Raw genomic sequence first — 23266 nt, forward strand, 5'->3', positions numbered from 1 at the left:
GCGGCGCGCCCTCCCGTGAGCCGGAAGGCGGCCAGGGGGCGTCGTGCGCTCCTGCCTTCCTGCTCCCCTGCCGATTTCTCCGCGAGACCAGCGCTCGTCTGCGTGGCTGAGACGGTCGATCCAGCGGCGCGCCTGACGCTCCGCTCGACCGGCAGCCACGACTGACCCATTACGGCAACGCTCCCATTTTTCTCATCATCGCTTCGGATCGGCCCTGTGCCGCACAGGCCGGTTGCCTTGCTGCGCGACGGCGCGCGCCGACGGGTGCTTTGCGCGATCGAGCCGCTTTATCCCGTAGCAACTTACGATCGTGCGCCGTTCCTTGTCTCGAAATCAGTCCGGGCCTTATCGCCTAGGGTCTTGATGGGAATACGCATCTTGGGACGAGAAACCGCATCTCACAGGATTGCAGAGCGTGAGCACGCATGTTAATCCGGGGTCCACACGCTCGTCGTCGCGCCCTCTTGCGCGGCGCCAGAGCAACCGGATCGACGTGCTGCTCTCTCTGCCGGGTTACCAGGCCAGGACTGGCCTGGGCTGCCTGGCGTGGCCTGGCCGCGCGACGCGAGGCCCGTTCCGGCCTCTCGGGCGCCGCCGCGGTGTGTCTCGGGACCGGGCCATTCGGGGCCGGCACGTCTTCTGGGATCTCTCAACCTTTGCCGCCACCACGTTATGACGACACCTACCTACCGCTATGTCTTCCTGGGTCTCTCCATCACGTCTTCGTGGGGCAATGGCCACGCCACGACGTACAGAGCGCTCCTCCGGGCGCTCGCCTCGCGCGGCCACCACGTGCTCTTTCTGGAGCGGAGCCTCTCCATCTACGATCAGCACCGCGACCTGCCCCACCCGCCTTACGGCACGACCGAGCAGTACTCGAGCATTACCGAGCTCCGCGATCGATTCTCGCGCGCGATGCGCGAAGCCGATCTCGTGGTCGTCGGCTCCTTCGTTCCGGAGGGGGCGACCGTCGGAGCGTGGCTCACGGAGGAGGCCCGCGGCAAGGCCGCGTTTTACGATCTCGACACGCCCGTGACGCTGGGCCGGCTCGCTCACGGGGATCACGCGTACCTCACGCCGGCGCTGATCCCGCGGTACGACCTCTACCTGTCGGCGACGGGGGGACCGACGCTGGAACGGCTGGAGCGCAGCCACGGCGCGGTGCGCGCGCGGGCGCTCTATTGCGCGGCCGATACCGACGTGTACTACCCGCAGCCGACGCCGATGCGCTGGGATCTCGGCTACCTCGGCACGTACAGCGATGACCGGCAGGCAGCGGTCGAGCGACTCCTGCTCGAGCCGGCGCGGCGCATGCGCCGCGGGCGCTTCGCGGTGGCGGGCGCGCAGTACCCGTCGTCGCTCGCGTGGCCCGAGAACCTCACCCGGACGGAGCATCTCCCGCCGGACGAGCACCGCATCTTCTACAACGCCCAGCGCTTCACGTTGAACCTGACCCGCCGGGCGATGGCCGAGTCCGGGTGGTCGCCCAGCGCGCGCCTGTTCGAGGCGGCCGCGTGCGGGACCCCGGTCCTGAGCGACACCTGGCCGGGGATCGAGACGTTCTTCCAGCCCGGCGAGGAGATCCTCCTCGTCCGCTCGCCGGAGGACGTGCTCCGGAAGCTGAGGGAGATGAAGGAGGACAAGCGCCTCACCGTGGGCCAGCGGGCGCGGCAGCGCGTCTTCGCCGAGCACACGGCGATGCACCGGGCCGAGGCGTTCGAGCGCTACACCCGCGAGGTGCTCGAGGCCACGAGCCGGACGCGGGCGCGCCGCGAGCGCGACGGGCAGCTCACGGCGGCGCACATCGAGAGCCAGAGCGGCTGACACCTCGGTCGGGCGCGGGCGCCCGCGCTCGTGCTCCCTTGCCGCTCGGGGCGGCGCGCATTACGCCACGGAGGTGCGCTCCACCCCGCTTCACCCTGTCGCCCGCCTGCCTGAAGACTGGTCGGCCTCGCTGGCTGCCCGCGGAGAGCGGTCGTTCGCGGCGAAGCAGGTATTCCACTGGATCCATCGCCGCGGCATCCTGGATCCGGCGGCGATGACGAACCTCCCGGCGCGGCTGCGCGAGCACCTCGCCGCGGAGGGGCTCGGCGAGGTGCTGACGCCCGAGCGGGTCCACCGCTCCGAGGACGGCACGCGCAAGCTGCTCCTGCGCCTCCACGACGGCGCGACCATCGAGACGGTCCTCCTCCCGTCGGTGTCGGGCCCCGGCTCGCAGGCGCAGCTCGACGCCGACGCGGCGGCGGCCGACGACGAGGACGACGACGCGGACGCGGAGGCCGGCGCGACGCCGCGCGTCCGCGTCACCCAGTGCATCTCGACGCAGGTCGGCTGCGCGATGGGGTGCGGGTTCTGCGCGAGCGGCGTGGCGGGGCTCAAGCGCCACCTCGGGGCCGAGGAGATCGCGGGCCAGGTGCTCCTCGGACGGGCGATGCTCGAGGAGGGCGAGGCCCTCCGCAACGTCGTTTACATGGGCATGGGCGAGCCGCTCCACAACTACGAGGCCACCGCGCGCTCGCTGCGCCTGCTCACGCACCCGGAGGGGATCAACCTCTCGACGCGGCGGGTCACGGTGTCCACGTCGGGCCTCGTCCCGGAGATCGCGCGGCTCGGCGCGGATTTCGGCGGGCAGATCGCGCTGGCGATCTCGCTGCACGCCGCGGACGACGAGACGCGCTCGGCGCTGATGCCCATCAACCGCAAGTACCCGCTCGACGCGCTGCTCGCGGCGCTGCGCGCCTACCCGCTGCCCCGGCGCCGGCGCATCACCGTCGAGTACACGCTCGTCGCCGGGCAGAACGACGATCCGGCCGAGGCGCGCCGGCTGGCGAGGCTCCTGCGCGGGCTGCCGGTGAAGATCAACCTCATCCCGATGAACCCGATCGAGGCCTCCTCGCTGGGTCCGCCGGGCCAGGAGCGCGTGGCGGCGTTCCAGGAGGTGCTCACCCAGGCGGGATACTCGTGCTTCGTGCGCCGGCGGCGGGGCGACGACGTCTCGGCGGCGTGCGGCCAGCTCGTGCTGCTCGGCGCCAAGCCGAAGGTGCGGCGCGCGCTGGGCTGATCGCGCGGGCGCTCGGCCCGGCCCGTGCGTCCGGCCAGCGAGCCGGGGCGGCCGTGGGTCAGGCACGGCCGTCCGCGCCCGTCCGACAGCGCAAGAAGGGCCGCGGCCTGCCGCGAGCGCCTTGACGCCCCCCCGCGCGGGAGCGTAGCTGTCGGCCGTGTTGAAGAAGATCCTTGTCGCCAACCGTGGAGAGATCGCCTGCCGCGTCCTCCGGACCTGCAAACGGCTCGGGATCGCGACGGTCGCCGTGTACTCCGACGCGGACGCGGGCGCGCCGCACGTCGCGATGGCCGACGAGGCGGTGCGCATCGGGCCGCCGCCGGTCCGGGACAGCTACCTGGTCGTCCATGCGATCGTCGAGGCGGCGCGCGCGACGGGCGCCGACGGCATCCACCCCGGGTACGGGCTGCTCAGCGAGAACGAGGCGTTCGCCGAGGCGGTCCTCGCCGCCGGCATCACGTTCATCGGCCCGCCGCCCGCGGTGCTCCGCGCCTTCGGCGACAAGATCCTCGCGCGCGATCACGCGCGCGGCGCCAACGTCTTCCCGCCGCCCGGCACGGGCGGCCCGATCGACCTCATCGACGCCGAGGCCGCCCAGCGCGCCGCCCAGAGCATCGGCTTCCCGCTGCTCGTCAAGGCCGCGGGCGGCGGCGGCGGCATCGGCATGCAGGTCGTCACCGAGCCGGGCAAGCTCTCCCGCGCCATCACCACGTGCTCGGATCGCAGCCGCTCCGCGTTCGGGGACGCGCGCGTGTACATGGAGCGGTACATCGAGCGCCCGCGGCACATCGAGGTGCAGGTGCTCTGCGACGGACAGGGCGGCGCGGTCGCGCTCGGCGAGCGCGAGTGCAGCGCGCAGCGCCGGCACCAGAAGATCATCGAGGAGACCCCGTCGCCCGCCGCGTTCTTCGAGGGAGACGTGGGCGAGACCCGCCGGAAGAGGCTCCTCGACAGCGCCCTCCGGGTCGTGACCAGCGCCGGCTACGTCGGCGCCGGCACCGTCGAGTTCGTCGCGGCCGAGAGCGGCGAGCTCTTCTTCCTCGAGGTCAACGCGCGGCTCCAGGTCGAGCACTGCGTCACCGAGATGTGCACCGGGCTCGACCTCGTCGAGCACCAGATCCGCATCGCGTCGGGCGAGCCGCTCGCGCCGGAGGTCCTGGGCCACACGATCCGCGGCCACGCGATCGAGGCGCGTCTCTGCGCGGAGGATCCGGCGAAGAAGTTCGCCCCCCAGCCCGGCCGCATCACCGCGCTCCGCTGGCCGGCCGCGGGCGACGACCTGCGGATCGAGACAGGCGTCGCCGAGGGGCTCGAGGTGACGCCGTTCTACGATCCGCTGCTCGCCAAGATCATCGCCCACGGGCCGACGCGCGACGACGCGATCGCCCGCCTCGACCGGGCGCTCGCCGAGACGGCGATCGAGCTCACCGGCCCGACGGGGCCCGCCGCGACAAACCTCGCATTCCTCCGCCGGATCCTGGCGGACGGCGACTTTCGCAGCGGGCAGTACGACACGCACTTCGCCGAGGCGCTCGCCGCCGGCAAGAAGGCCGGATAGCGCCGGCCCGGGCGGACCAGGGCAGCGCGTCGCGCTCGCCGCCCGCGCCGGATCGCGCGTGCGCCTGGTGCAAACCGCGGCCGGCTTGAATTAAAGATGATGTCGTGAGCCACGACTTCGTCCTCGAGCCCGCCGAGCGCTGGCTTGCCCACGACCCCGATCCGGAGACCCAGAGCGAGCTGCGCCGGCTCATCGACGCGGCCAGGGCGGGCGAGGAAGGCGTCCGCGCCGAGCTCGCCGAGCGCTTCGCCGGTCCCCTGGAGTTCGGCACCGCCGGCATCCGGGGCGTCCTCGGCGCCGGCGAGAGCCGGATGAACCGCGCCGTCATCCTCCGGACGACCGCCGGGCTCGCCCGTCATCTCCTCGCCACGCTCGGCGACAAGGCGCGGAGCGCCGGCGTCGTCGTCGGCTACGACGCCCGCCGGATGAGCCGCGAATTCGCGGAGGACACCGCCTGCGTCCTCGCCGCCGCCGGCATCCCGAGCCACCTCTCGCCCGTCCCCTGCCCCACCCCGATCGCCGCGTTCGCGGTCGGCCACCTCGGCGCGGCCGCGGGCGTGATGGTGACGGCGAGCCACAACCCGCCCGAGTACAACGGCTACAAGGTCTACTGGGACAACGCCGCACAGATCATCCCGCCGCACGACACCGGCATCGCGACGGCGATCGACGCCTCGCCGCCGGCGGACCAGGTCCCCCGCATGCCCTTCGACGAGGCGAGGCAGAAGGGCCTCGTGCGCGACTTCCCCGAGGAGCTCGAGCCGAGCTACCTCCGCGCGATCCGCGGCCTCGCGGTGCGGAGCGACGGCGATCGCAGCCTGCGCATCGTCTACACGCCGCTGCATGGGGTGGGCGACCGCCTCGTCCGCAAGGCGCTCGAGGAGGCTGGCTTCACGCGCGTGACGAGCGTGCCCGAGCAGGCCGAGCCGGACGGCGCGTTCCCCACGGTCGCGTTCCCGAACCCCGAGGAGAAGGGCGCGATGGACCTGGCGTTCGCCCTCGCGAGGAAGGAGGGCGCCGATCTCGTCCTCGCCAACGATCCGGACGTCGACCGGCTCGCCGTGGCGGTGCGGCGCCCTGACGGCGATTACGTGCAGCTCACGGGCAACCAGGTCGGCGTGCTCCTCGGCCATTACCTGCTCACCGAGGGGCGCGCCGGGAACGCCGCGAACGAGCGCCGCCTCGTGCTGGCCTCCTGCGTCTCGACCCCGCTGCTCGGCGTGATCGCCGCGGCGCTCGGGGTGCATTACGAGGAGACGCTGACCGGGTTCAAGTGGATCGCCAACCGGGCGATGGACATCGAGCGCTCGACCGGCGCCCGCTTCGTGTTCGGGTTCGAGGAGGCGCTCGGCTACACGATCGGCCCGCTCGTGCGCGACAAGGACGGCATCAGCGCCGCGGCGGTGCTCGCCGAGCTCGCGGCGGTGCGCAAGGCCGAGGGCAAGACGCTGCTCGACGAGCTCGAGGCGATCCACCGCAAGCATGGCCTCTATGTGAGCGGGCAGCGCTCCTACACGCTGCGCGGCGTCGACGGGGTCGAAAAGATCGCCGCGATCATGGACGCGCTGCGGAAGAGCCCGCCGGCCGACATCGGCGGCGTCCCCGTGACGGCGTGGCGCGATTTCGAGGCGCACACGCGCACCTTGAGCGACGGCCGGACCGAGCCGCTCGTCCTGCCCCCGAGCAACGTGCTCGTGTACGAGCTCGACGGCGGCAGCCGGATCATCGCGCGCCCGAGCGGCACCGAGCCGAAGATCAAGTTCTACGTCGACGTGCGCGAGGCGGTCGCCGCGGGCGAGCCGCTGGGCGACGTCGAGGCCCGCGCGGCGGCGCGGCTCGACGCGCTGGCGAGGGCGTTCTCGGCCCTCGCCGGCATCGGCTGACGGGCCCCTTCAGCCGCCGGGGCTGCGGAAGGCGGCGCGGCCGACGAAGAACGGGCCCATCTGGCTGATGAACTCCGCGGTCTGCCGGGTCTTTCGCATCGCCTGCACGATGTGCGAGAGCGGGTGGAGCTCCTTGCCGACGAGCCCGATCACGAACTCGTTGTCGCGGGCGTCGAGGCCGTAGCATGCGAGGCGGACGTCGTGAGCGAGGTCCTGTGCGCCGTAGGCGCGGCCGATGGTGCCGTGCTCGCGCAGGATGCTCCCCTGCTCGCGCCCTTCGAGCTTGGCAAAGCCGCCGCTGCGGCGCAGCGGGTACCACACCGCCCAGGGCCAGGCGGGGTTGAGGACGGTCTCGAACGGGCGCCGGAGCAGCCAGTAGTCGAGGTCCTGCTCGTAGCCGGTCGAGTACGTGCGCCCCAGCATCGTGAAATCGGGGCGAAGCTCCAGGGCGCGGAGCTCGCCGCGGTTGAGCGCCGGCCGGACCGTCTGAACGAAGACGGCCGGGTCCTCCGCCCACGTGAGCACCGCGATCCCGCGCGGATCGCTGATATCCTCGTAGACGACCGCGCCGATGCGCTGGGATGAAAGCGCCTGGCCGACCGCGGCGGTCAGCTCCGCCGGATCGGCGGCGCCGGGGCAGCGGAACACGAGCAACTGCATGAACAGCCGGCGGTCGATGACCTGCGGCCGCCCGTCGCGCGGCGCCCCCCGCTCGGTTACGTCGATATGCGGCAGCTCCGGCTCCGCGTGCCCGGCGCCGGGCCGGCCCGTCGTGGATTCGCTCATGGGCATAGGGGTACCGAGGTTCGCGGAGGACGGCAACTGCGAGGCGCAGCACCCCCGCCGCTCGTCCCGGGTTGCGGTCCGCTCCCCTCCCGGGTTGCGGTCCGCTCGTCCCTCCCGGGTTGCGGCTCGCTCGTCCGGTCGAGCCCGCCGTGCGAAGGCGCGTGATGCGCATTACACATTTACCCACCCCCGACGCCGATGGTGCCTCCCTGAGGTATGGCCTCTCGGGTCGAAAGGAGAGCTGGACAACGGTGTGAGCTTGCCCAGGGCCGCGGCGGCTCGTGTCGCGCGCCTGCTCCTGCCAATCATCTCTTGCCATCGAGCCCGACTCACGCTCCCCTGCAAGGTACAACCACGACTCCTGGAGTTGCCCCGACGATGTGCTCCCGGGAAGAGCTTCCCGCCCGAGGTTGCACGCGCCTCCGCCCGCGATCGGGCTCGGCTTCGCCGGGGCTTCCCCGCCGTAGGTTCGCCGCGATGAAGACGCACGATACGAAGAGCAAGTCCTCGATCCCCCCCGGCAAGTGCAAAGGAACGTTGCTGGTCAACCTCCGGTCGTTCGTCAATACGAACCGCGACGCCGGAGCCTGGGAGCGGCTGGTGACCTCGCTGCCCAAGTCAGACCGGGACGTACTTTATCAGCCGCTGCTGGCGAGCAGCTGGTACCCGATCGGCGTCTGGAACCGGGCCCTGCGAACGCACGTGCGGACAGCGAACGACCAGGCCGCCGAGATCAAGCGGTTTGCTCGCTACGTCGCGGACCGCGACCTCAATACGGTGTTGAAGTTCGCGCTCTCGATCGCCATGCCCGACACGATCGTCGCCCGCACTGGAATGTTCTGGTCGCGCTATTTCGACGCCGGCAAGGTCTTCCCGCGCATGGTGAAGCCGCGGGAGTGGATGCTGACCATCACGGGCCCGACGGGGGACGACGAGGGGCCCTCGGCGATGAACTGCGGAGACGGCGTCTGCGGCTGGGTCGAGCAGGCGCTGCTCCTGTGCGGCGCGTCCACCCCCAAGGTGACGCACCAGCGGTGCCGGTTCCGCGGCGCCACCGAGTGCCTCTCCGAGGTGGTATGGTGAACGACCTGAGGGAGCTCGGTCTTCCCGTCGTCTTGCCGGCGCCCTCGTTTGCCTATTGACTTGTTCCTTCGCCCTGATCCAAACTGGATGCAGGCGGGACACATATGTACACGAAGCCTCTCATGGTGAGGTCGTCGTGCTGGCTCCTTCGTCCCCCGAGCGTGGGGGTCAGCATCGTGCCCGCGCCGCGACTCGTCTCCTGACGGCCGCTGGCCGGTCAGCCTGAGGGGATGTGGTGGGGGTGGAGACCGGCGGGCAGGTACGAGGGAGATTGACCCTGTAACCCTCCAGGTATTTTCATGCTGTCACCTCGCTCGCAGCGGCACAAGGAAGTCAAGGACAGCCTCAAGGCGACGCCGCATCCGGTCTGGGTCGAGGACATGATCGAGTCCCTGGCCGATCAGTGGAAGGCGGCGGTCTACACGCCGCCGATTGCGCGAACGTTGACGGAGCCGATCGACCACGAGACCTGGGGCGTGCTCATCCGGGAGTTCTTCTGCGTGGTCGAGGCGTTCCCGAAGTACATGGGTCTCAGCCTGGCCAAGACGACCTACGGCCAGACGCCGCGCGATTTCCTGGTGCGCGACTGGCTCATCGGCAACATCCGGGTCGAGGCGCTGCATGTGCGCTGGTACCTCGACTGGGCGGCGGGGCACGGCATCAGCATGTCGGACATCACGAGCCACCGTCCGACGCCGGAGGTCGCGTCGCTCTTCGAGTGGCTCTGGTCGGTGTCCTACCGCGGCTCGCTCGCGGAGGCGGTTGGCGCCGTCAACTATGCGATCGAGGGGATCACGGGGGAGTGGTCGCGCGTGGTGCTGCCGGCCTTCACCAAGCTCTACGGTGAGGGGAGCAAGTCGCTGACGTGGCTCGCGGCGCATGCGAACTACGATGACGCGCACCCGCGCGAGGCGCTCGAGATCGTGAAGCTCGCGACCACCTCGGCCGAGGAGATCCGCCGGGTGAATTCGAGCGTCGCGCGCTCGCTCGAGCTGTTCGAGCGCGCCCTCAAGTCCTGCAGCGTCCCGCCCCGCGGCGGCAGCTGACCCGGGGCGCCCCCTCGGCGCTGGTCTCCCGGCGTACGACCGGCGCTCGACCTGCCGTGAAGGAGACAAGAGCTCTCCTGACAAGCCAACAGGAAACGGGGTAACAGCCGCGCAGTCCTGCCCGGACGCGGAAGCCGTCACGGTTCCTGGCGCGCGGCACTACGTGGCACGCCAGAGACCGATTGGCTCGAAACGAGAAACGTCCAAGACGCCAATAGGCCCAAGCGTTCTTCTTTACCCATCTTCTCGCATCTTCACATGAAGGCCATAGATCGGCGCCCGATCACCCGCCGCCATCGTGCCGACGCCTCGAGAAACCGCCCCGCCCCCCACGCATCCCGCTCCCCCCCCGCGCCCCCGCACGCCCCCCCAGATCCCAGAGCGGGGCTCGCCCGCACAGGAGACGGGCCCAGATCGGCGTTTTCGGCACACAGGCGTACTCCTGTCTCAGGATCCTACACATCTCGCTTGATGTGTGCTGGGCGGCGTGATCAAAGCTGCGGATGGGTTCACCTGCAGCAGAGCACGCGGCGGCACTCGCCGAGGAGATGAGCGAAGCGCACTTCGGTGATGCGCGGCTTTCGAAGCGTCAGAGCAAGCTGGTGCAGAAGCTGGCGCAGGCGCCGGACAAGCGCTTCCCCTCGCTCTTGTCCGACAGCGAGCTGGAGGCGGCGTACCGCTTCTTCGGCAACGACGCCGTCTCGCCCGCGGCGATCCTGGCTCCCCACGTGCGCGCCACCCTGGCGCGCATGGAGGCCGAGCCGGTCGTGCTCGCCATCCATGACACCACGACCCTCTCGTTCCGCTCCGACGGCCAGCGGCAGGGGCTCGGCCGTCTGCGGTCCTCTGGGCAGACGTTCTTCGCCCACTTCACCTTGGCGGTCAGCGGCGATGGAACGCGCCGCCCGCTCGGCGTGCTCGATCTGAGCACGCACGTGCGCGACGACCGCACGACGGGCAACGAGCACGACCGCTGGGGAGAGCAGGTGGAGCGAGTCGCGGCCCTGGGCTGCGCTCCTCAGCCCTTGGTGCACGTCATGGATCGCGAAGGCGACGACTACGGCCTGTTCGCTCAGCTGCTGAGCGCAGGGCATCGGTTCGTGATCCGACTCGCCCACAATCGCCTCGTGCAGGCGACGGCCTCCGGAGAGGAGGCGAAGCTCGAGCAGGCGCTCGCACCCGTCCGAGCGGTAGCCGTGCGCGAGGTGGAGCTTTCCTTAAGGCCGGCAGGCAACCGCAGCCCTCAGCAGAAACGCCTGCATCCCTCGCGCGCCGGACGCTTGGCGAAGCTGGCCCTCGGAAGCACGCGCGTGACGCTACGGCGACCGAGATCCCAGCCGCGCGAGCTGCCTGCGACGCTCTCGCTCCAGGTCGTACGCGTCTGGGAGCTCGAGCCGCCACCGGGCGAGGCGCCCGTCGAGTGGGTGCTGCTGACGAGCGAGCCGGTCGAGTCCGATGAGCAGCTGGCCCAGTTGGTCGACTGGTACCGCGCGCGCTGGATGGTGGAGGAGTTCTTCAAGGCCCTGAAGACCGGATGCGCCTACGAAAAGCGCCAGATCGAAGACCTGCACGGCTTGCGCAACGTGCTGGCGCTCTTCGCTCCCATCGCCTGGCAGTTGCTGCTGCTGCGCAGCGAGGCCCGGCGCGCTCCAGAGCAGCCGGCGAGCGCCGTGCTCACGCCCACCCAACTCGACGTGCTGCGGGTCTTCGCCCGCAAGCCGCTCCCCGACAACGCCACGGCCCGCGATGCCTTCCTGGCGATCGCCGCGCTCGGCGGACACCTCCGGAGAAACGGCGAGCCCGGCTGGCAGACCTTGGGGCGTGGCTACGAGCAACTCCTCATCCTCGTCCAGGGCTGGAGCGCCGCGAAGAAGGAGGGGGAAATATGATCAATCCTGAGACGAGAGTACGCCGAGCACCGAAAACGCCGAGATGGGCCCGTATCCGAAGCGGGCGAGCCCCGCTCTAGCGGCCGTAGACGGCTTTGCGGACCTTTTTCTTGAGATCGTCGAGCACGAAGGGCTTCGTGATGTAGTGACGAGCACCGGCCTGGATGCCGGCGATGACGTCCATCGGATCCGACTTCGCGGTCAGGAAGATGATCGGCACGCGGCGCATCGGCTCGTTCTCGCGGAGCCGCTTCGTCATCGTCACCCCGTCGAGCTTCGGCATCATGATGTCCACGATCACCAGATCCGGCCGCGGCTCCTGCTGGGCCAGCGCCAGACCCTCGACCCCGTTCGTCGCGATCACGGTGTCGAACTCGTCGCTGAGGAACCGGGCGATCATCGCCGCCGTGTCCTCCTCGTCCTCCACCACCAAAACTCGCTTTTTTGTCGCGGTCACCATCTGCGCCGGGAAAGAGTAGCGCGAAGCGGACGACGGGGGCCGTGTCCCGGGATTTTTTTCCAGCACATCGGAAACCCATCAATTTTCTTCACCGTCAGTACAATCGCCGCGTGCGCCGGCGGCCCGCGCAACAAGGGTGCGCGGCGCCGCACGGGCGCCACCAGGAGCTGGGCAGTCCCGGGCACACCGCGTGACGCGTGTGAGAGTGAGAGCCGGCGGCGCCGATGTCAACACCGCTCTTGCCAGGCGCTCCGCGGAAAAGAAGGCCGACCTGCCCGCGCCCGCGCCGCCCGGAGCGCTCCCCGAGCGGCGCATCGCGCCCGGCAAGGTCCGAGAGCGCGTATCACGCCCGGTAAGGGAGCGCCCCGGGCGTGAGCGCAGCACCCGGCCGGAAACCGACGGGATCGCGGGGGTTCAGGCGGGGCCCGCCGCCGCGCGCTCGAGCAGCGACGCGAGGCGGTCGAGCGGCATCGGCTCCACGAACGTGCTGCCGATGTCGCGCATCAGCACCGCCCGGACCGACGAGCCGCGGCGCTTCTTGTCGAGCGACAGGAAGCGCAGCGCGGCGGAGACCGGCTCGTCCTCGATCCGGGTGGGCAACCCGAGCCGGTCGAGCAGGCGGATCACCCGGTCGGCCGCCGCGCGGTCGGTCACGCCGAGCGAGCAGCCGACGCGGAGCATGGCCACCATGCCGAGCGACACCGCCTCGCCGTGGGCCAGCCGGACGAACCCACCCTCCGCCTCGAGGGCGTGCCCGAGCGTGTGGCCGAGGTTGAGGAGGGCGCGGTCGCCCGACTCGCGCTCGTCCCGGGTGACGATGGCCGCCTTCACGGCGATCGAGCGGCGGATGATCTCGGCGAGCAGGCCGGGGTCGCGCGCGAGGACACGGTCGGCCTCGCGCTCGAGCAGCGCGTGCAGCTCCGGATCGCCGATGCAGGCCGACTTCACCACCTCGGCGAGCCCGCTCCGGTAGGCGCGGTCGGTCTCGGTCGCGAGCGCCGCCGGGCTCGCGACGACGGCTGACGGCTGGTGGAAGGTGCCGACGGCGTTCTTCGCGGGGCCGAGGTCGACCCCGGTCTTGCCGCCGACCGAGGCGTCGACCATCGAGAGCAGCGTGGTCGGCGCCGCGACCCAGCGAACACCGCGGAGGAGCGTGGACGCAGCGAAGCCGCCGATGTCGGTCACCACGCCCCCGCCCTGCGCGAGCACCACCGCGTCGCGATCGGCCCCCGCGTCGATCATCGCCGTGAGCGCCGCCTCGACGGCCGCGAGCCGCTTGTGCTCCTCGCCGGGCGTCAGCACCGTGACCGCCGCGGCCGGCTTCCCCCGCGCCGCGAGCGCGGCGAGCAGCGGCGCGCCCCAGAGGCGGCTCACGTTCTCGTCCGTGACGACGAAGACCGACGACGGCGCGAGCGCGGCGACGGCGTCGGCCGTGGACGCCGCCCCGTCGGAGGCGATGCGCACCGCGTAGCTCTTCTCGCCGAACGGCACGAAGAGCGGGCGATCCGCGTAGGCGCGGAGGACGCGCGCGGCGACGTCCTCCGGGGAGACGCCGTCCGTCACGACGCGCGCGTGGGCCTCGGCGTAGACGGGCGCGCGCGCCGTCAGGAGCTCGCGGATGCGCGCCTCCCGATCCGGCGCGCCGTCGAGCAGCGGGCGGGTGCCGCCCGGCGTGCGCGCGGCGATCGTGCGCGGGGACGCGCTGAGCGCGACGACGCAGCCGCGCTCGAGCGCCTCGAGGCGGAGCGCGGGATCGACCAGGGCGCCGCCGCCGAGGGCGATGACGCGCGGGCCCCGCGTCGCGAGGAGCCGGCGCAGGGTCGCCGCCTCGAGCGCGCGGAAGCTCGCCTCGCCGCGCGCGGCGAAGAGCGACGGCACGCTCTCGCCGGCCTCGGCCGCGATGGCGTCGTCCAGGTCGATGAACGGGAGGCCCGCGCGCGCGGCGGCGATGCGGCCCACGGTGGACTTGCCGGCCCCCATGAAGCCGGTGAGCAGGAGCGGAGGTGCGTCGGGGTGGAGTGCCATGGCCTTCAGTAAGAGCGGACCTGCTGGAGGTAGCTGTCGACGTTGCGCGAGAGCTCGGTGAGGCTGTCGCCGCCGAACTTCTCGAGCAGGGCGGCGGCGAGCGTGATCGCCACCATCGCCTCGCCGACGACCGAGGCGGCCGCGACGGCGCAGACGTCGCTCCGCTCGAAGGCGGCGTCGAACTGCTCCTTGGTGCGCACGTCGACCGAGGGGAGCGCGCGCTTGAGCGTGGCGATCGGCTTCATGGCGGCGCGGCAGATGAGCGGCATGCCGTTCGTGATGCCGCCCTCGAGGCCGCCGGCGCGGTTCGACGGGCGGGTGAAGGCGTGCGACCCCTGGTCGTACGCGATCGGGTCGTGCACCTCGGAGCCCGAGATGCGCGCGGCCTCGAAGCCGATGCCGATCTCGACGCCCTTGATCGCCTGGATGCTCATCAGCGCCTGCGCGAGCCGGCCGTCGAGCTTGCGGTCCCACTGCACGTGGCTCCCGAGCCCGGGCGGCAGGCCGGTGGCGATCACCTCGAAGACGCCACCGAGCGTGTCGCCGCGGTGCGCGGCCTCGCGGATGGCGTCGCGCATCGCCTGCGCGGCCGCGGCGTCGACGCACGCGAGGTCGGAGGCGCGGGCGCGCTCGCGGAGCTCGGTGAGCGGGAGCTCGCCGGTCCCGGAGGCCGCGGAGGTCTGCGCCTGGACCGGGCCGATCGAGAGGACGTGGGCGAAGACCTCGACGCCGACCGACCGGAGGAGCTTGCGGCAGACGCCGCCCACCGCGACCCGCGCGGCGGTCTCGCGCGCGCTCGCCCGCTCGAGCACGTCGCGCAGGTCCCGCCGGGCATACTTCAGGCCGCCCGCCAGATCCGCGTGCCCCGGGCGCGGGCGGGTCAGCGCCTCGGGCGGCTCGGGGAACGGCTCGGGGCCCATCCGCCCGGCCCAGCTCGCGTGATCGCGGTTCTCGATCACCATGGCGATGGGGCCGCCGAGCGTCTCGCCGCCGCGCACGCCGGCGACGAGGCGGACGCGATCGGTCTCGATCTTCATCCGCCCGCCGCGCCCGTAGCCGCGCTGGCGCCGCGCCAGATCCTCGTCGACGTCCTCCGCGAGGAGCGGCAGGCCCGCCGGAATACCCTCGACGGTCGCCACGAGCTCCGGCCCGTGCGACTCGCCGGCCGAAAGCCACCTGAGCTGCGTCATCGTGTGGAAAACCTCCTCTGCGCCCGGAGCTCCGGGCCAAGCTTGCTGCGTATTACAGGTCGATCTGCTCCACGTCGACGCCCTGGGTGGAGGAACGGCCCGCGCCGTCGTTTTCCGCTTCGATCGGGGTCAGAGACCGGCCCGCGCCGTCCGCGTCAACGTGGGTCGGGGATCGACCGGCGCCTCCGACGATCGGCTCGCCCAGGAACCGGGTCGCCACCGCGGCGAAGCTCTTCGGCAGGTCGGTGACGAGCAGCGCGAGGCTGCCCGGCGCAGTCCGGGACGTGGCGAGCCCCCGCTCGGCGAGGAACGACGCCACGTCCTCCGCGGTCGCCGACGCGCTGTCCACGATGGGGAGAGGGCCGCCGGCCAGCGCCGCCGCCTCGGCCTCGATCGCGGAGCGGAGGAGCGGGAAGTGCGTGCACCCGAGCACGACAGAGCGGGCGCCCGCGCCGATGAGCGGCTCCAGGTAGCGCCGCGCGACGAGCCGCGGGACCTCGCCCTCGACCCAGCCCTCCTCCGCCAGCGAGACGAGCAGCGGGGCCGCCTGGCCGGCGACCTCGGTGCGGGTGCTGAGCGACGCCACGGCGCGGGGATAAGCGCCCGACGCGATGGTCCCGGCCGTCCCGAGCACGCCGATCGTGGCGCCGCGCGACGCGGCGACGGCGGCGCGCGCGCCGGGCAGGATGACCCCGAGGACGGGCAGATCGAGCTCGACCCGGAGCATATCGATCGCGACGGCGCTCACCGTGTTGCACGCGACGACGATCGCCTTGACGCCGCGCCCGATGAGCACGCGGGCGCAGCCGAGCGCGTAGCGGACCACCGTCTCGGGCGACCGGGTGCCGTACGGGACGCGCGCCGTGTCGCCGAGGTAGACGATGTCCTCCGCCGGGCAGCGCCGGCGCAGCGCGCGCACGACCGTGAGGCCGCCGAGGCCCGAGTCGAACACGCCGAGCGGCGCGTCGCGCTGGGACGTCACGGCTCCTCGATGCGGAAGAGGTGCACCGGCTCGCGGAGGAAGTGCTCGCGCGCGACCGCGTCGATCGCGCCCCGCACGAGCCCCTCCGGCGCGTCGTGCGTGATGAGCACCACGTCGACCGCGGGCTCGCGGGCCGCCGGGCCGCCCGCGGACGCCGCGCCCGAGCTCCCCTTGGTCGGCCCCTGCTGCACGATCTGCTCGATGCTGACGCCGGCGTCGCCGAGCGCGCCGGCGAGGCGACCCATGACGCCCGGGCGGTCCTCGACCGCGAAGCGCAGGTAGTACCGCGAGACGGTCTCGCTGAGCGGACGGACCGGGCGGGGCTTGATCGACATGCCGCGGCCCTGCATGCCCGCGACGCCCGAGGCGATCGAGCGCGCGACGTCGAGGATGTCGGAGACGACGCTGACCGCGGTCGGCAGGTCGCCGGCGCCGCGGCCGTAGACGAGCGACGGACCGACGGCGCGCCCCTCGAGGAGCACGGCGTTGAGCACGCCGGAGACGTTGGCGAGCACGCTCTGCTTCGGGATCAGCGTGGGGTGCACGCGTAGCTCGATGGAGTCGCCGAGGTCGCGGCCGATCGCGAGGTGCTTGATCGTGTAGCCGAACCGATCGGCGTAGCGGTGGTCGGCCTCCTCGATGGTGCGGATCCCGGACGTGGGCACGTCGGCGCTGTCGACCTGCGCCCCGAAGGCGAGCATCGCCAGCACGATCAGCTTGTGCGCCGCGTCATGGCCGTCGACGTCGAGCGTCGGGTCGGCCTCGGCGTAGCCGAGCTCCTGCGCCTCGCGCAGCGCGACGTCGAACGACGACCCCGTGTCGCGCATGCGCGTGAGGATGTAGTTGCAGGTGCCGTTCAAGATCGCGGTGACGCGCTCGACCCAGTCGCTCGCGAACGCGTCGCGGAGCGTCCGGATGATCGGGATGCCGCCGCCGACCGCCCCCTCGAACGCGAGGTCGACCTGGCGCGACGCGGCCCGCGCGAGGAGCGCGGGGCCGTGGGCGGCGAGCAGCAGCTTGTTCGCGGTGACCACGCCCTTGCCGCGATCGATGGCGCGCTCGATCAGCGCGCGCGCGGGCGTATCGCCGCCCATCACCTCGACGACGACGTCGATCGCGGGGTCGTCGACAACGTCCTCGGGCTTCGTGGAGAGCAGGCCGCGATCCAGGGCCGCGACGCGCTCCTTCTCGAGGTCGCGCACGACCACGCGCTTCACAACGAGGGGCACGCCGGCGCGCTCCGCCAGGTAGCCGGAGTTCTCGGCGAGGAGGCGGAGGACGCCGCCCCCGACCGTCCCGCAGCCGAGGAGCCCGATCTGGATGGGGGCGCCGCCACGCAGGCGCCTGCGATCGCTGGCGGCGTGGGGTTCAGGGTTCAAGTTCAGGGGCGAGGCGCCTTCCGTCTTCATGCGCGCGGAGCTTAGCGCTTCTCGCGCCGAGAGGTGACGCCTATGCTGCGAGGGCCATGGCGGAAACGATCAAGGGCGTTCTGGGCGACGAGTTCAGGTTCCACGTGGGCGAGGACGGGGGCGCCGTGGAGCGGGGGCCGCTGCTCCCGCTGCGCGTGCTCGTGGTCGCCGATCTCACCCCGCGCGATCCCCACAACGCCGGGGCGAGCCCGCCCGCCGGCGCGGCCCGCGTCGACGCGAGCCGGTTCGATAACCTCTTCGCGATACTCCGGCCGCGGATCGCGATCGAGGTGCCGAGCGTGCTCGCGGGCGGCCGGGCCGCGCGCGTCGACCTGTCGCCCACCGGTTTGAAGAGCTTCCGGCCCGACGCGCTGTGCGCCGAGGTGCCGCTGCTGCGCTCGCTCCTCGACGGCCGGCGCGTCCTCGAGCGGCTACGCGACGGCTCGGCCACGCTCGATCAGGCGCGCGCCGAGCTCGATCGGCTCTGGGGCGGCTCCCCGCTCGTGCGCGACATCCTCGGCCTGCTCCCGGCGGAGCGCGAGGGCGCGTCGCCGGGTCGACCCGCCGCGCCCGCGCCGGAGCGACCCGCCGCGCCCGCGCCGGCCTCGGACGTGGACGCGCTGCTCTCGATGGTTGATCTCGGCGGCGGCGGGGACGCCGGCGCGGCGCCCCCGCCGGCGGAGGCGGGCGGCGCCGGTCAGAGGCCCGCGGAGGGGGGGCGGTTCTCGGAGCTCATCGCGACCGTGGCGGCGAGCGCCCGCCCCCGCGCGGGGCAGGCCGCTCGGCCCGCCGAGGCGATCGGGCAGATCGAGCGCGCGATCGGCGCGCAGCTCGGCGCGATCCTGCAGCACCCGGAGGTGCGGCGCCTCGAGGAGGCGTGGCGGGGGCTGAGCCTGCTCGTGGACCGCGTGAAGGCGGCGGAGGGCGTCCGGGTCGAGGTCGTCAGCGCCCGGCCGGACGAGGCGGCCGGCGCGCTCGCGCGGGTGCTCGCGCAGACGGCGAGATCCGAGCCGCCGGCGTCGGTCGCGATCGTGGACGTCGCGATCGACGGCAGCGCCGCCGCGCTCGCGCGGCTCGAGGCGATCGCGCGCGTCGCCGAGGCGCACGCGCTCCCCGCCGTGGTGAACGGCGACGCGCGGCTGCTCGGGGTCGACGATCTCGACGGCATCGAGCGGCTCGACAACAAGGCCGCGCTGTTCCGCGCGCCGCACCGGGCGCCGTGGCGCGCCGCGGCGGCGCGGCCTTGCATGCGGTGGGTCGCGATCGCCATGAACCACGTGCTCGGCCGGATGCCCTACGACAAGTCGAGCTCGCGGATCCGGGAGGCGGCGATCGTCGAGCAGCCGGGCGACGAGGGCGGCCGCGTCTGGATCGCGCCGGCGTACGTCGTCGGCGCGCTGATCGCGGCGAGCTTCCGCGAGACGGCGTGGCCGTGCCGCATCGCGGGCGCGATAGGCGGCGGCGTGGTCGGGGACCTGCCGGTGCACGAGGTGAAGGGCGCGTACGAGGGCGACGAGGGCGTCGCGATCCCGACAGAGGCGTTCGTGTCGACGGAGACCCAGCGCGATCTCTCGAAGAGCGGCGTGCTCCTGCTCGCGTCGGCCCCGAACAGCGACGCCGTGTACGTCCTCACCGCGCCGACGGCCTATGTCCCTCCGGAGAAGCTCACGTACGACAGCCCGACGGCCGAGCCCGAAGAGCGCCTCGAGCGCGTCTCGCTCGTCGACCAGCTCTTCGTCGCGCGCGTTGTCCAGTTCCTGCGCGCGCTCTGCGCGAAGCTGCCCGCGGACAGCGACCCCGCGGAGGTGCAGCCGGTCGTCGAGGGGGCGCTGTGGACGCTGTTCGAGCGCGCGCCCCCGGCCAGCATCGAGCTCGCGGTGAAGGCCGGCCGCGGCGAGGGCGGGGCGCAGATCGCGGTCACGGTGCGCCCGCGCCGCTTCCTCGGGGTCGGGCTCGACGAGGTGTCGCTCGAGCTGCCGCTCGGCTGACGCCTCGGCAGGATTGACGCCGCCCGGCCCGCGGGGGAAGAATCGCCCGCATGCGGCTCCGCGTCGCGATCCTCATCTCCGTCCTGAGCACCCTCGTGACGACGTGCGAACGGCCGCCGGCCCCGCAGGCGCCGACGGCCGAGTGCGGCTGCCGCAAGAAATAGCCGCCGGGTTCGCGCATCTCGGCCGGGCCCTCCTCATCGGCCGTCTCGCGAAGAACGACACGGCGGCCCCCCGGGCCGAATCGGCCCCTGTCGCCGCGGAGCACGAGCTCCTCGGGCGGAGTTGACCTGTCTTGCGGGGGGATGAGCTTCCGGAAGACCTGAGATCGCTCACCCCACCTCGGCGGAGCTCCGGCGGAGGAATCCTGCGTGGCGCACTCACACGCACCGCAGAATCGCCACCCGCCATCCGGAGGCATCGTCTCGACACGATCTCTCCGAGGCGGTCGGCCGGCGCTTCTCCGGTGACGACGATGCGCGTGGAACGATCGCCTCTCTCGTCCCGACGGAGCGCATCGGATTGCGCCTTTACGCAGATGCTCCGCCACGCAGTCGCTCATTGCGCAGTCGCTCCTCGGCGCAGTCACCGATTGCTCAGTCGCTCCGCGGTGCAGTCGCTCCGTTGCTCAGTCGCTCCGTTGCGCGGTTGCGCGCGAATTGCGCAGCTCGCGCGACGCGCGCTGACCGACTCCTCAGGAGGCGGGCGTTGCGTCCGCCCTGCGTTCGTCGGGAACGGCCCGCGTATTGCAATCCCGACGCCGCATGAAGCCTTGCACCCAGCAGAACATCCGCTCCAACCACTCGTTCGCCGGCCGCAGGGCCGTGGTGATCGGTGGGAGCATCGCGGGCCTGGTCGCAGCCCGCGTGCTCGCCGACCATTTCGACGAGGTGGACGTTATCGAGCGCGACGGCATCCCCGACGACCTCCGCGAGGCCCGCAAGGGCGCGCCGCAAGCCCGCCACCTCCACGGCCTGCTCGCCCGGGGAGAGCGCATCCTGAACGACCTGTTCCCCGGGTTCACCGAGGACCTGATCCGGGACGGGGCCGTCGCGTACGACTTCGGGGTCGGCCTCGCCTGGCACCACCTCGGCGCGTGGAAGCCGCGCTTCCATACCGGCGTCCAGACCGTGTGCATGACCCGGCCGCTGCTCGAGGCGCACGTGCGCCGCCGCACGTTCGCGCTGCCCGCGGTGCGGCGCCTGGATCGGCGCGATGTGATCGAGCTCTCGGCCTCTCCCGATCGCTCCCGGATCACCGGCGTCGTGGTCCGGCGGCGCGACGACCCGGGCGGGCTCGAGGAGCTCTCGGCGGACCTCGTGGTGGACGCCAGCGGGCGCGGCTCGCGCGCGCCCGCGTGGCTCGAGGCGCTCGGCTACGCGCGGCCCGACGAGTCGACAATCCAGGTCCGGGTGGGATACGCCGGCCGGCAGTACCGCCCGCGGGATCCGGCGCAGGTCCCGTGGACGTCGCTCTACGTCCTCGGCTCGCCGTCCGACAGCCGGCGGTTCGGCTGTATCGCGCCGGTCGAGGGCGGGCGCTGGGTCGTGGTGCTCGCGGGCCTGTTCGGCGACCACCCGCCCGCCGATCCCGAGGGCTTCCTGGAGTTCGCGCGCGGGCTGCCGAACGACGCGCTCTACCGGGCGCTGCTCGGGGCCGAGCCGGTGACGGACATCGCCACCTACAAGTTCCCGGCGCACCTCCGGCGGCACTACGAGCGCATGGCGAGGATGCCCGAGGGGCTCGCCGTGCTGGGCGACGCGCTCGCGAGCTTCAACCCCGTTTACGGACAGGGGATGACGTCGGCCTGTCTCCAGGCGCTCGCGCTCGACACAGCGCTCGCGGAGCAGCGCCGCCGCGCGGGCCCCGGCGCGATCGCGGGGCTCGCGCGCCGCTACCACGTGGCCGCCGCGAAGGCGGTCGATCTGCCGTGGCAGATGTCCACCGGGGAAGACCTCGCCTACCCCGAGACCGACGGCCGGAGGCCGCTCCTCCAGCCGATCCTGCGCTGGTACACCGGCATGCTGCACCGCGCCGCGCAGGTCGATCGCGAGGTTTACGTGCGCTTCGTGCGCGCGATGCACATGCTCGACGGGCCCGAGGCGCTCGTGGATCCCCGCCTGATCCTGCGCGTGCTGCGCGCGGGGAGATCGCCCTCGCCGCCCGGGGTGGCCGCGGCCGCCCCGACCCACCGGCAGCCCGCCGACGCCTGAGCGGCCCCGGCTGCCGCCTCGCGGCGGAGCGCGGCGGCAGGCGTTGCCTGCCCGTCCTGTTCTGGTAAGAAGTACGCGCATTTACCCATCACCGCTCGGCGCGCGAGGCGGCTCCTCGCGGAGGCAGGACATGACCGACCCGATGAATCCGCTGCTCGAGCTCGTCACCCGGGATCGAGAGCACGACTGCGATGGGTATGGCCACGTGAACGTCTGTGTGCGGGTGGTCGGCGTCGCCGAGCTGCCGACGCGCGCCGGTCATTTCCGCATCGTCGCGTTCTGGAACAACCGCGACGCCAAGGAGCACATCGCGATGGTGCACGGCGACGTCGTCGGCGCCTCGAACGTGCCGACAAGGCTGCACTCCGAGTGCCTGACCGGCGACGCCATGGGCTCCTTGCGCTGCGACTGCCGCGATCAGCTCCTCGAAGGGCTGAAGAAGATCAAGAGCATGGGGCGGGGCATCCTGCTCTATCTGCGCCAGGAGGGCCGCGGGATCGGCCTCATCAACAAGATCCGCGCGTATGCGCTGCAGGATCAGGGGCTCGACACGGTCGACGCGAACCTCGCGCTCGGCTTCCGCGACGATGAGCGCGACTACGCCGTGGCGGCGCACATGCTGCACAGCCTGAACGTGAGGTCGGTCGAGCTCATCACGAACAACCCGGACAAGATCCAGCAGCTCACGCAATACGGGGTGTCCGTGACCGGGCGTATCCCGCACGTGATCCGGCCGAACGATCACAACCGCTTTTATCTGGAGACCAAGGCGAAGCGGTCGGGTCATTTCATCGATACGTGGGGCAAGCCGCACCTGGTCGAGCAGAGCGATCCGGTCGTTGTCGACGGGATGTCACCGCCCCGGTCCGAGCCGCCCCCCGCGAGCTGAGGCGCCGCGGGAGGGGGCCCGGGCAGAGCGGCGTCTGCGCCCGGCGGCCTCCATCGAGGTCGGTCAGACTCGGTCAGGCTTCGCGGGCGCCGCGCGGCGCTGTCGTCATCGTCTCACGGCGCGGCGAGCAGGCGGCGCACCCGGCCCGCGTGGGGGCTCGACGGGAACTGCGCGAGGAACGCGTCGGCGCGGGCGCGCGCGTGGTCGGCGCGCCCGCGGCGCAGCAGCGCGTCGATCGCGATGAGCTCCCGCTCCGCCGCGAGCCGGCCGTGGGGGAACTCGGCCCGGTGCTCGTCGAGCAGGGCGAGCGGCGCCTCCGGCGACCGCGCGAGCGCGGCCCTGATCGCCGCGAGCCGTCCGGCCTCCCGGAGCAGCTCGTCGCGCTCCAGCAGGGCGGCCCCCGGCGCGGCCGGCCGAGCCGCGGCACCGCCCTGGCCGGCGCTCCTCGAAGCCAGCTCCCCGCGCGCGGCGGCCCGCGGCGGCGGCTCGGCGCCGGGCACAGGCGCCCCGAGCGCCTGATCGCTGCAGCCCGCGAGGAGGACAGGGAGCGCGGCGGCGAGGCCGCCTGCGATCCATCGATGGCGTGACGAATGGTGAACGACGTTCATGTCGCCGGACTCCTTCATGCGGCCGAGCTGACGGATCTCCGCTGACACGGGCTCGCGCCGAGGCGCGCGCCCATTCCCGGCCGCAGCTCGCCGTCGCCGATGCCGCGGGGGCGGCACGGCGTAGTCGACGTGTTCGGTTCGCGCTCCAGCAACGGCGGCTCGAGCGCCAGCATCCGTGGCTGACAGGCGTAGTGTA

The 23266-nt window shown here is 72.4% G+C and carries 17 protein-coding genes; 10 read left to right on the forward strand and 7 right to left on the reverse strand.

Annotated elements, in window-relative coordinates:
- The first annotated feature begins 672 nt into the window (after positions 1 to 672).
- The 4 genes from WMF28_RS24025 (at position 673) to WMF28_RS24040 (ending at position 6502) form a co-directional block, all read left to right on the forward strand.
- Positions 673 to 1824, forward strand: a complete 1152-nt coding sequence (locus WMF28_RS24025; protein ID WP_437595623.1) for a CgeB family protein — start codon at positions 673 to 675, stop codon at positions 1822 to 1824.
- Between the two features lie 73 nt (positions 1825 to 1897).
- On the forward strand, positions 1898 to 3061 hold the full coding sequence (rlmN, locus tag WMF28_RS24030) for a 23S rRNA (adenine(2503)-C(2))-methyltransferase RlmN (RefSeq protein ID WP_437595625.1): 1164 nt from the start codon (positions 1898 to 1900) through the stop codon (positions 3059 to 3061).
- A 157-nt stretch (positions 3062 to 3218) separates the two neighbouring features.
- Entirely contained in the window at positions 3219 to 4619 is a 1401-nt protein-coding gene (locus tag WMF28_RS24035; RefSeq protein ID WP_437595626.1) for an acetyl-CoA carboxylase biotin carboxylase subunit, read from the forward strand.
- A gap of 104 nt (positions 4620 to 4723) precedes the next feature.
- Positions 4724 to 6502: a phospho-sugar mutase gene (locus tag WMF28_RS24040; RefSeq protein ID WP_437595627.1), complete on the forward strand. Its 1779-nt coding sequence runs from the start codon at positions 4724 to 4726 to the stop codon at positions 6500 to 6502.
- 9 nt (positions 6503 to 6511) lie between these two features.
- Here WMF28_RS24040 and WMF28_RS24045 read toward each other — a convergent pair whose 3' ends face one another.
- The gene (locus tag WMF28_RS24045; protein ID WP_437595628.1) at positions 6512 to 7288 is read right to left on the reverse strand and encodes a chlorite dismutase family protein; all 777 of its coding nucleotides are present in this window, start codon (positions 7286 to 7288) and stop codon (positions 6512 to 6514) included.
- A 477-nt stretch (positions 7289 to 7765) separates the two neighbouring features.
- Here WMF28_RS24045 and WMF28_RS24050 point away from each other — a divergent pair, with 477 nt between their 5' ends.
- The 3 genes from WMF28_RS24050 to WMF28_RS24060 all read left to right on the forward strand — a co-directional run bounded on the left by WMF28_RS24050 (position 7766) and on the right by WMF28_RS24060 (position 11306).
- Entirely contained in the window at positions 7766 to 8371 is a 606-nt protein-coding gene (locus tag WMF28_RS24050) for a hypothetical protein (protein ID WP_437595629.1), read from the forward strand.
- A gap of 299 nt (positions 8372 to 8670) precedes the next feature.
- Positions 8671 to 9417, forward strand: coding sequence for a TenA family transcriptional regulator (locus WMF28_RS24055; RefSeq protein ID WP_437595630.1), 747 nt, complete (start codon positions 8671 to 8673; stop codon positions 9415 to 9417).
- A gap of 503 nt (positions 9418 to 9920) precedes the next feature.
- Positions 9921 to 11306 carry an IS4 family transposase gene (locus WMF28_RS24060; protein ID WP_437595632.1) on the forward strand — a complete coding sequence of 462 codons (1386 nt, stop codon included), beginning with the start codon at positions 9921 to 9923 and terminating at the stop codon, positions 11304 to 11306.
- Positions 11307 to 11382: 76 nt separating this feature from the next.
- On the opposite strand, the gene WMF28_RS24065 is transcribed toward WMF28_RS24060, so the two are convergent.
- The 5 genes from WMF28_RS24065 to WMF28_RS24085 all read right to left on the reverse strand — a co-directional run bounded on the left by WMF28_RS24065 (position 11383) and on the right by WMF28_RS24085 (position 17372).
- The gene (locus WMF28_RS24065) at positions 11383 to 11736 is read right to left on the reverse strand and encodes a response regulator transcription factor (protein WP_437595633.1); all 354 of its coding nucleotides are present in this window, start codon (positions 11734 to 11736) and stop codon (positions 11383 to 11385) included.
- A gap of 444 nt (positions 11737 to 12180) precedes the next feature.
- Complete coding sequence (gene aroB, locus WMF28_RS24070; protein ID WP_437595634.1) at positions 12181 to 13791, reverse strand: 3-dehydroquinate synthase; 1611 nt, start codon at positions 13789 to 13791, stop codon at positions 12181 to 12183.
- A 5-nt stretch (positions 13792 to 13796) separates the two neighbouring features.
- A complete protein-coding gene (aroC, locus tag WMF28_RS24075; protein ID WP_437595635.1) occupies positions 13797 to 14981 on the reverse strand; it encodes a chorismate synthase in 1185 nt (394 codons plus the stop codon).
- 52 nt (positions 14982 to 15033) lie between these two features.
- Positions 15034 to 15963: a glutamate racemase gene (gene murI, locus WMF28_RS24080; protein ID WP_437595636.1), complete on the reverse strand. Its 930-nt coding sequence runs from the start codon at positions 15961 to 15963 to the stop codon at positions 15034 to 15036.
- On the reverse strand, positions 15960 to 17372 hold the full coding sequence (locus WMF28_RS24085) for a homoserine dehydrogenase (RefSeq protein ID WP_437595637.1): 1413 nt from the start codon (positions 17370 to 17372) through the stop codon (positions 15960 to 15962). Before WMF28_RS24085 ends, murI begins: the two co-directional genes overlap by 4 nt.
- Before the next feature lie 56 nt (positions 17373 to 17428).
- Between WMF28_RS24085 and WMF28_RS24090 the strand changes: the two genes are divergently transcribed.
- From WMF28_RS24090 to ribA, 3 genes are all read left to right on the forward strand, one after another.
- On the forward strand, positions 17429 to 19360 hold the full coding sequence (locus tag WMF28_RS24090; protein WP_437595639.1) for a type VI secretion system contractile sheath domain-containing protein: 1932 nt from the start codon (positions 17429 to 17431) through the stop codon (positions 19358 to 19360).
- A gap of 764 nt (positions 19361 to 20124) precedes the next feature.
- The gene (locus tag WMF28_RS24095; protein ID WP_437595641.1) at positions 20125 to 21573 is read left to right on the forward strand and encodes an FAD-dependent oxidoreductase; all 1449 of its coding nucleotides are present in this window, start codon (positions 20125 to 20127) and stop codon (positions 21571 to 21573) included.
- 130 nt (positions 21574 to 21703) lie between these two features.
- Positions 21704 to 22462 (forward strand): GTP cyclohydrolase II, encoded by a 759-nt coding sequence (ribA, locus tag WMF28_RS24100; RefSeq protein ID WP_437595642.1) that lies wholly within the window; start codon positions 21704 to 21706, stop codon positions 22460 to 22462.
- Between the two features lie 113 nt (positions 22463 to 22575).
- On the opposite strand, the gene WMF28_RS24105 is transcribed toward ribA, so the two are convergent.
- On the reverse strand, positions 22576 to 23070 hold the full coding sequence (locus tag WMF28_RS24105) for a hypothetical protein (RefSeq protein ID WP_437595643.1): 495 nt from the start codon (positions 23068 to 23070) through the stop codon (positions 22576 to 22578).
- Positions 23071 to 23266 lie beyond the last annotated feature (196 nt).

Source organism: Sorangium sp. So ce590, from assembly GCF_051521365.1.
GTDB lineage: Bacteria > Myxococcota_A > Polyangia > Polyangiales > Polyangiaceae > Sorangium.

Bases quoted from the DNA above. Each gene is read 5' to 3' on its own strand.
- WMF28_RS24025 (WP_437595623.1), top strand. From the start codon at position 673: ATGACGACACCTACCTACCGCTATGTCTTCCTGGGTCTCTCCATCACG.
- WMF28_RS24045 (WP_437595628.1), bottom strand. From the start codon at position 7,288: ATGAGCGAATCCACGACGGGCCGGCCCGGCGCCGGGCACGCGGAGCCG.
- WMF28_RS24050 (WP_437595629.1), top strand. From the start codon at position 7,766: ATGAAGACGCACGATACGAAGAGCAAGTCCTCGATCCCCCCCGGCAAG.
- WMF28_RS24055 (WP_437595630.1), top strand. From the start codon at position 8,671: ATGCTGTCACCTCGCTCGCAGCGGCACAAGGAAGTCAAGGACAGCCTC.
- WMF28_RS24060 (WP_437595632.1), top strand. From the start codon at position 9,921: ATGGGTTCACCTGCAGCAGAGCACGCGGCGGCACTCGCCGAGGAGATG.
- aroB (WP_437595634.1), bottom strand. From the start codon at position 13,791: ATGGCACTCCACCCCGACGCACCTCCGCTCCTGCTCACCGGCTTCATG.
- aroC (WP_437595635.1), bottom strand. From the start codon at position 14,981: ATGACGCAGCTCAGGTGGCTTTCGGCCGGCGAGTCGCACGGGCCGGAG.
- WMF28_RS24085 (WP_437595637.1), bottom strand. From the start codon at position 17,372: ATGAAGACGGAAGGCGCCTCGCCCCTGAACTTGAACCCTGAACCCCAC.
- WMF28_RS24090 (WP_437595639.1), top strand. From the start codon at position 17,429: ATGGCGGAAACGATCAAGGGCGTTCTGGGCGACGAGTTCAGGTTCCAC.
- WMF28_RS24095 (WP_437595641.1), top strand. From the start codon at position 20,125: ATGAAGCCTTGCACCCAGCAGAACATCCGCTCCAACCACTCGTTCGCC.
- ribA (WP_437595642.1), top strand. From the start codon at position 21,704: ATGACCGACCCGATGAATCCGCTGCTCGAGCTCGTCACCCGGGATCGA.
- WMF28_RS24105 (WP_437595643.1), bottom strand. From the start codon at position 23,070: ATGAACGTCGTTCACCATTCGTCACGCCATCGATGGATCGCAGGCGGC.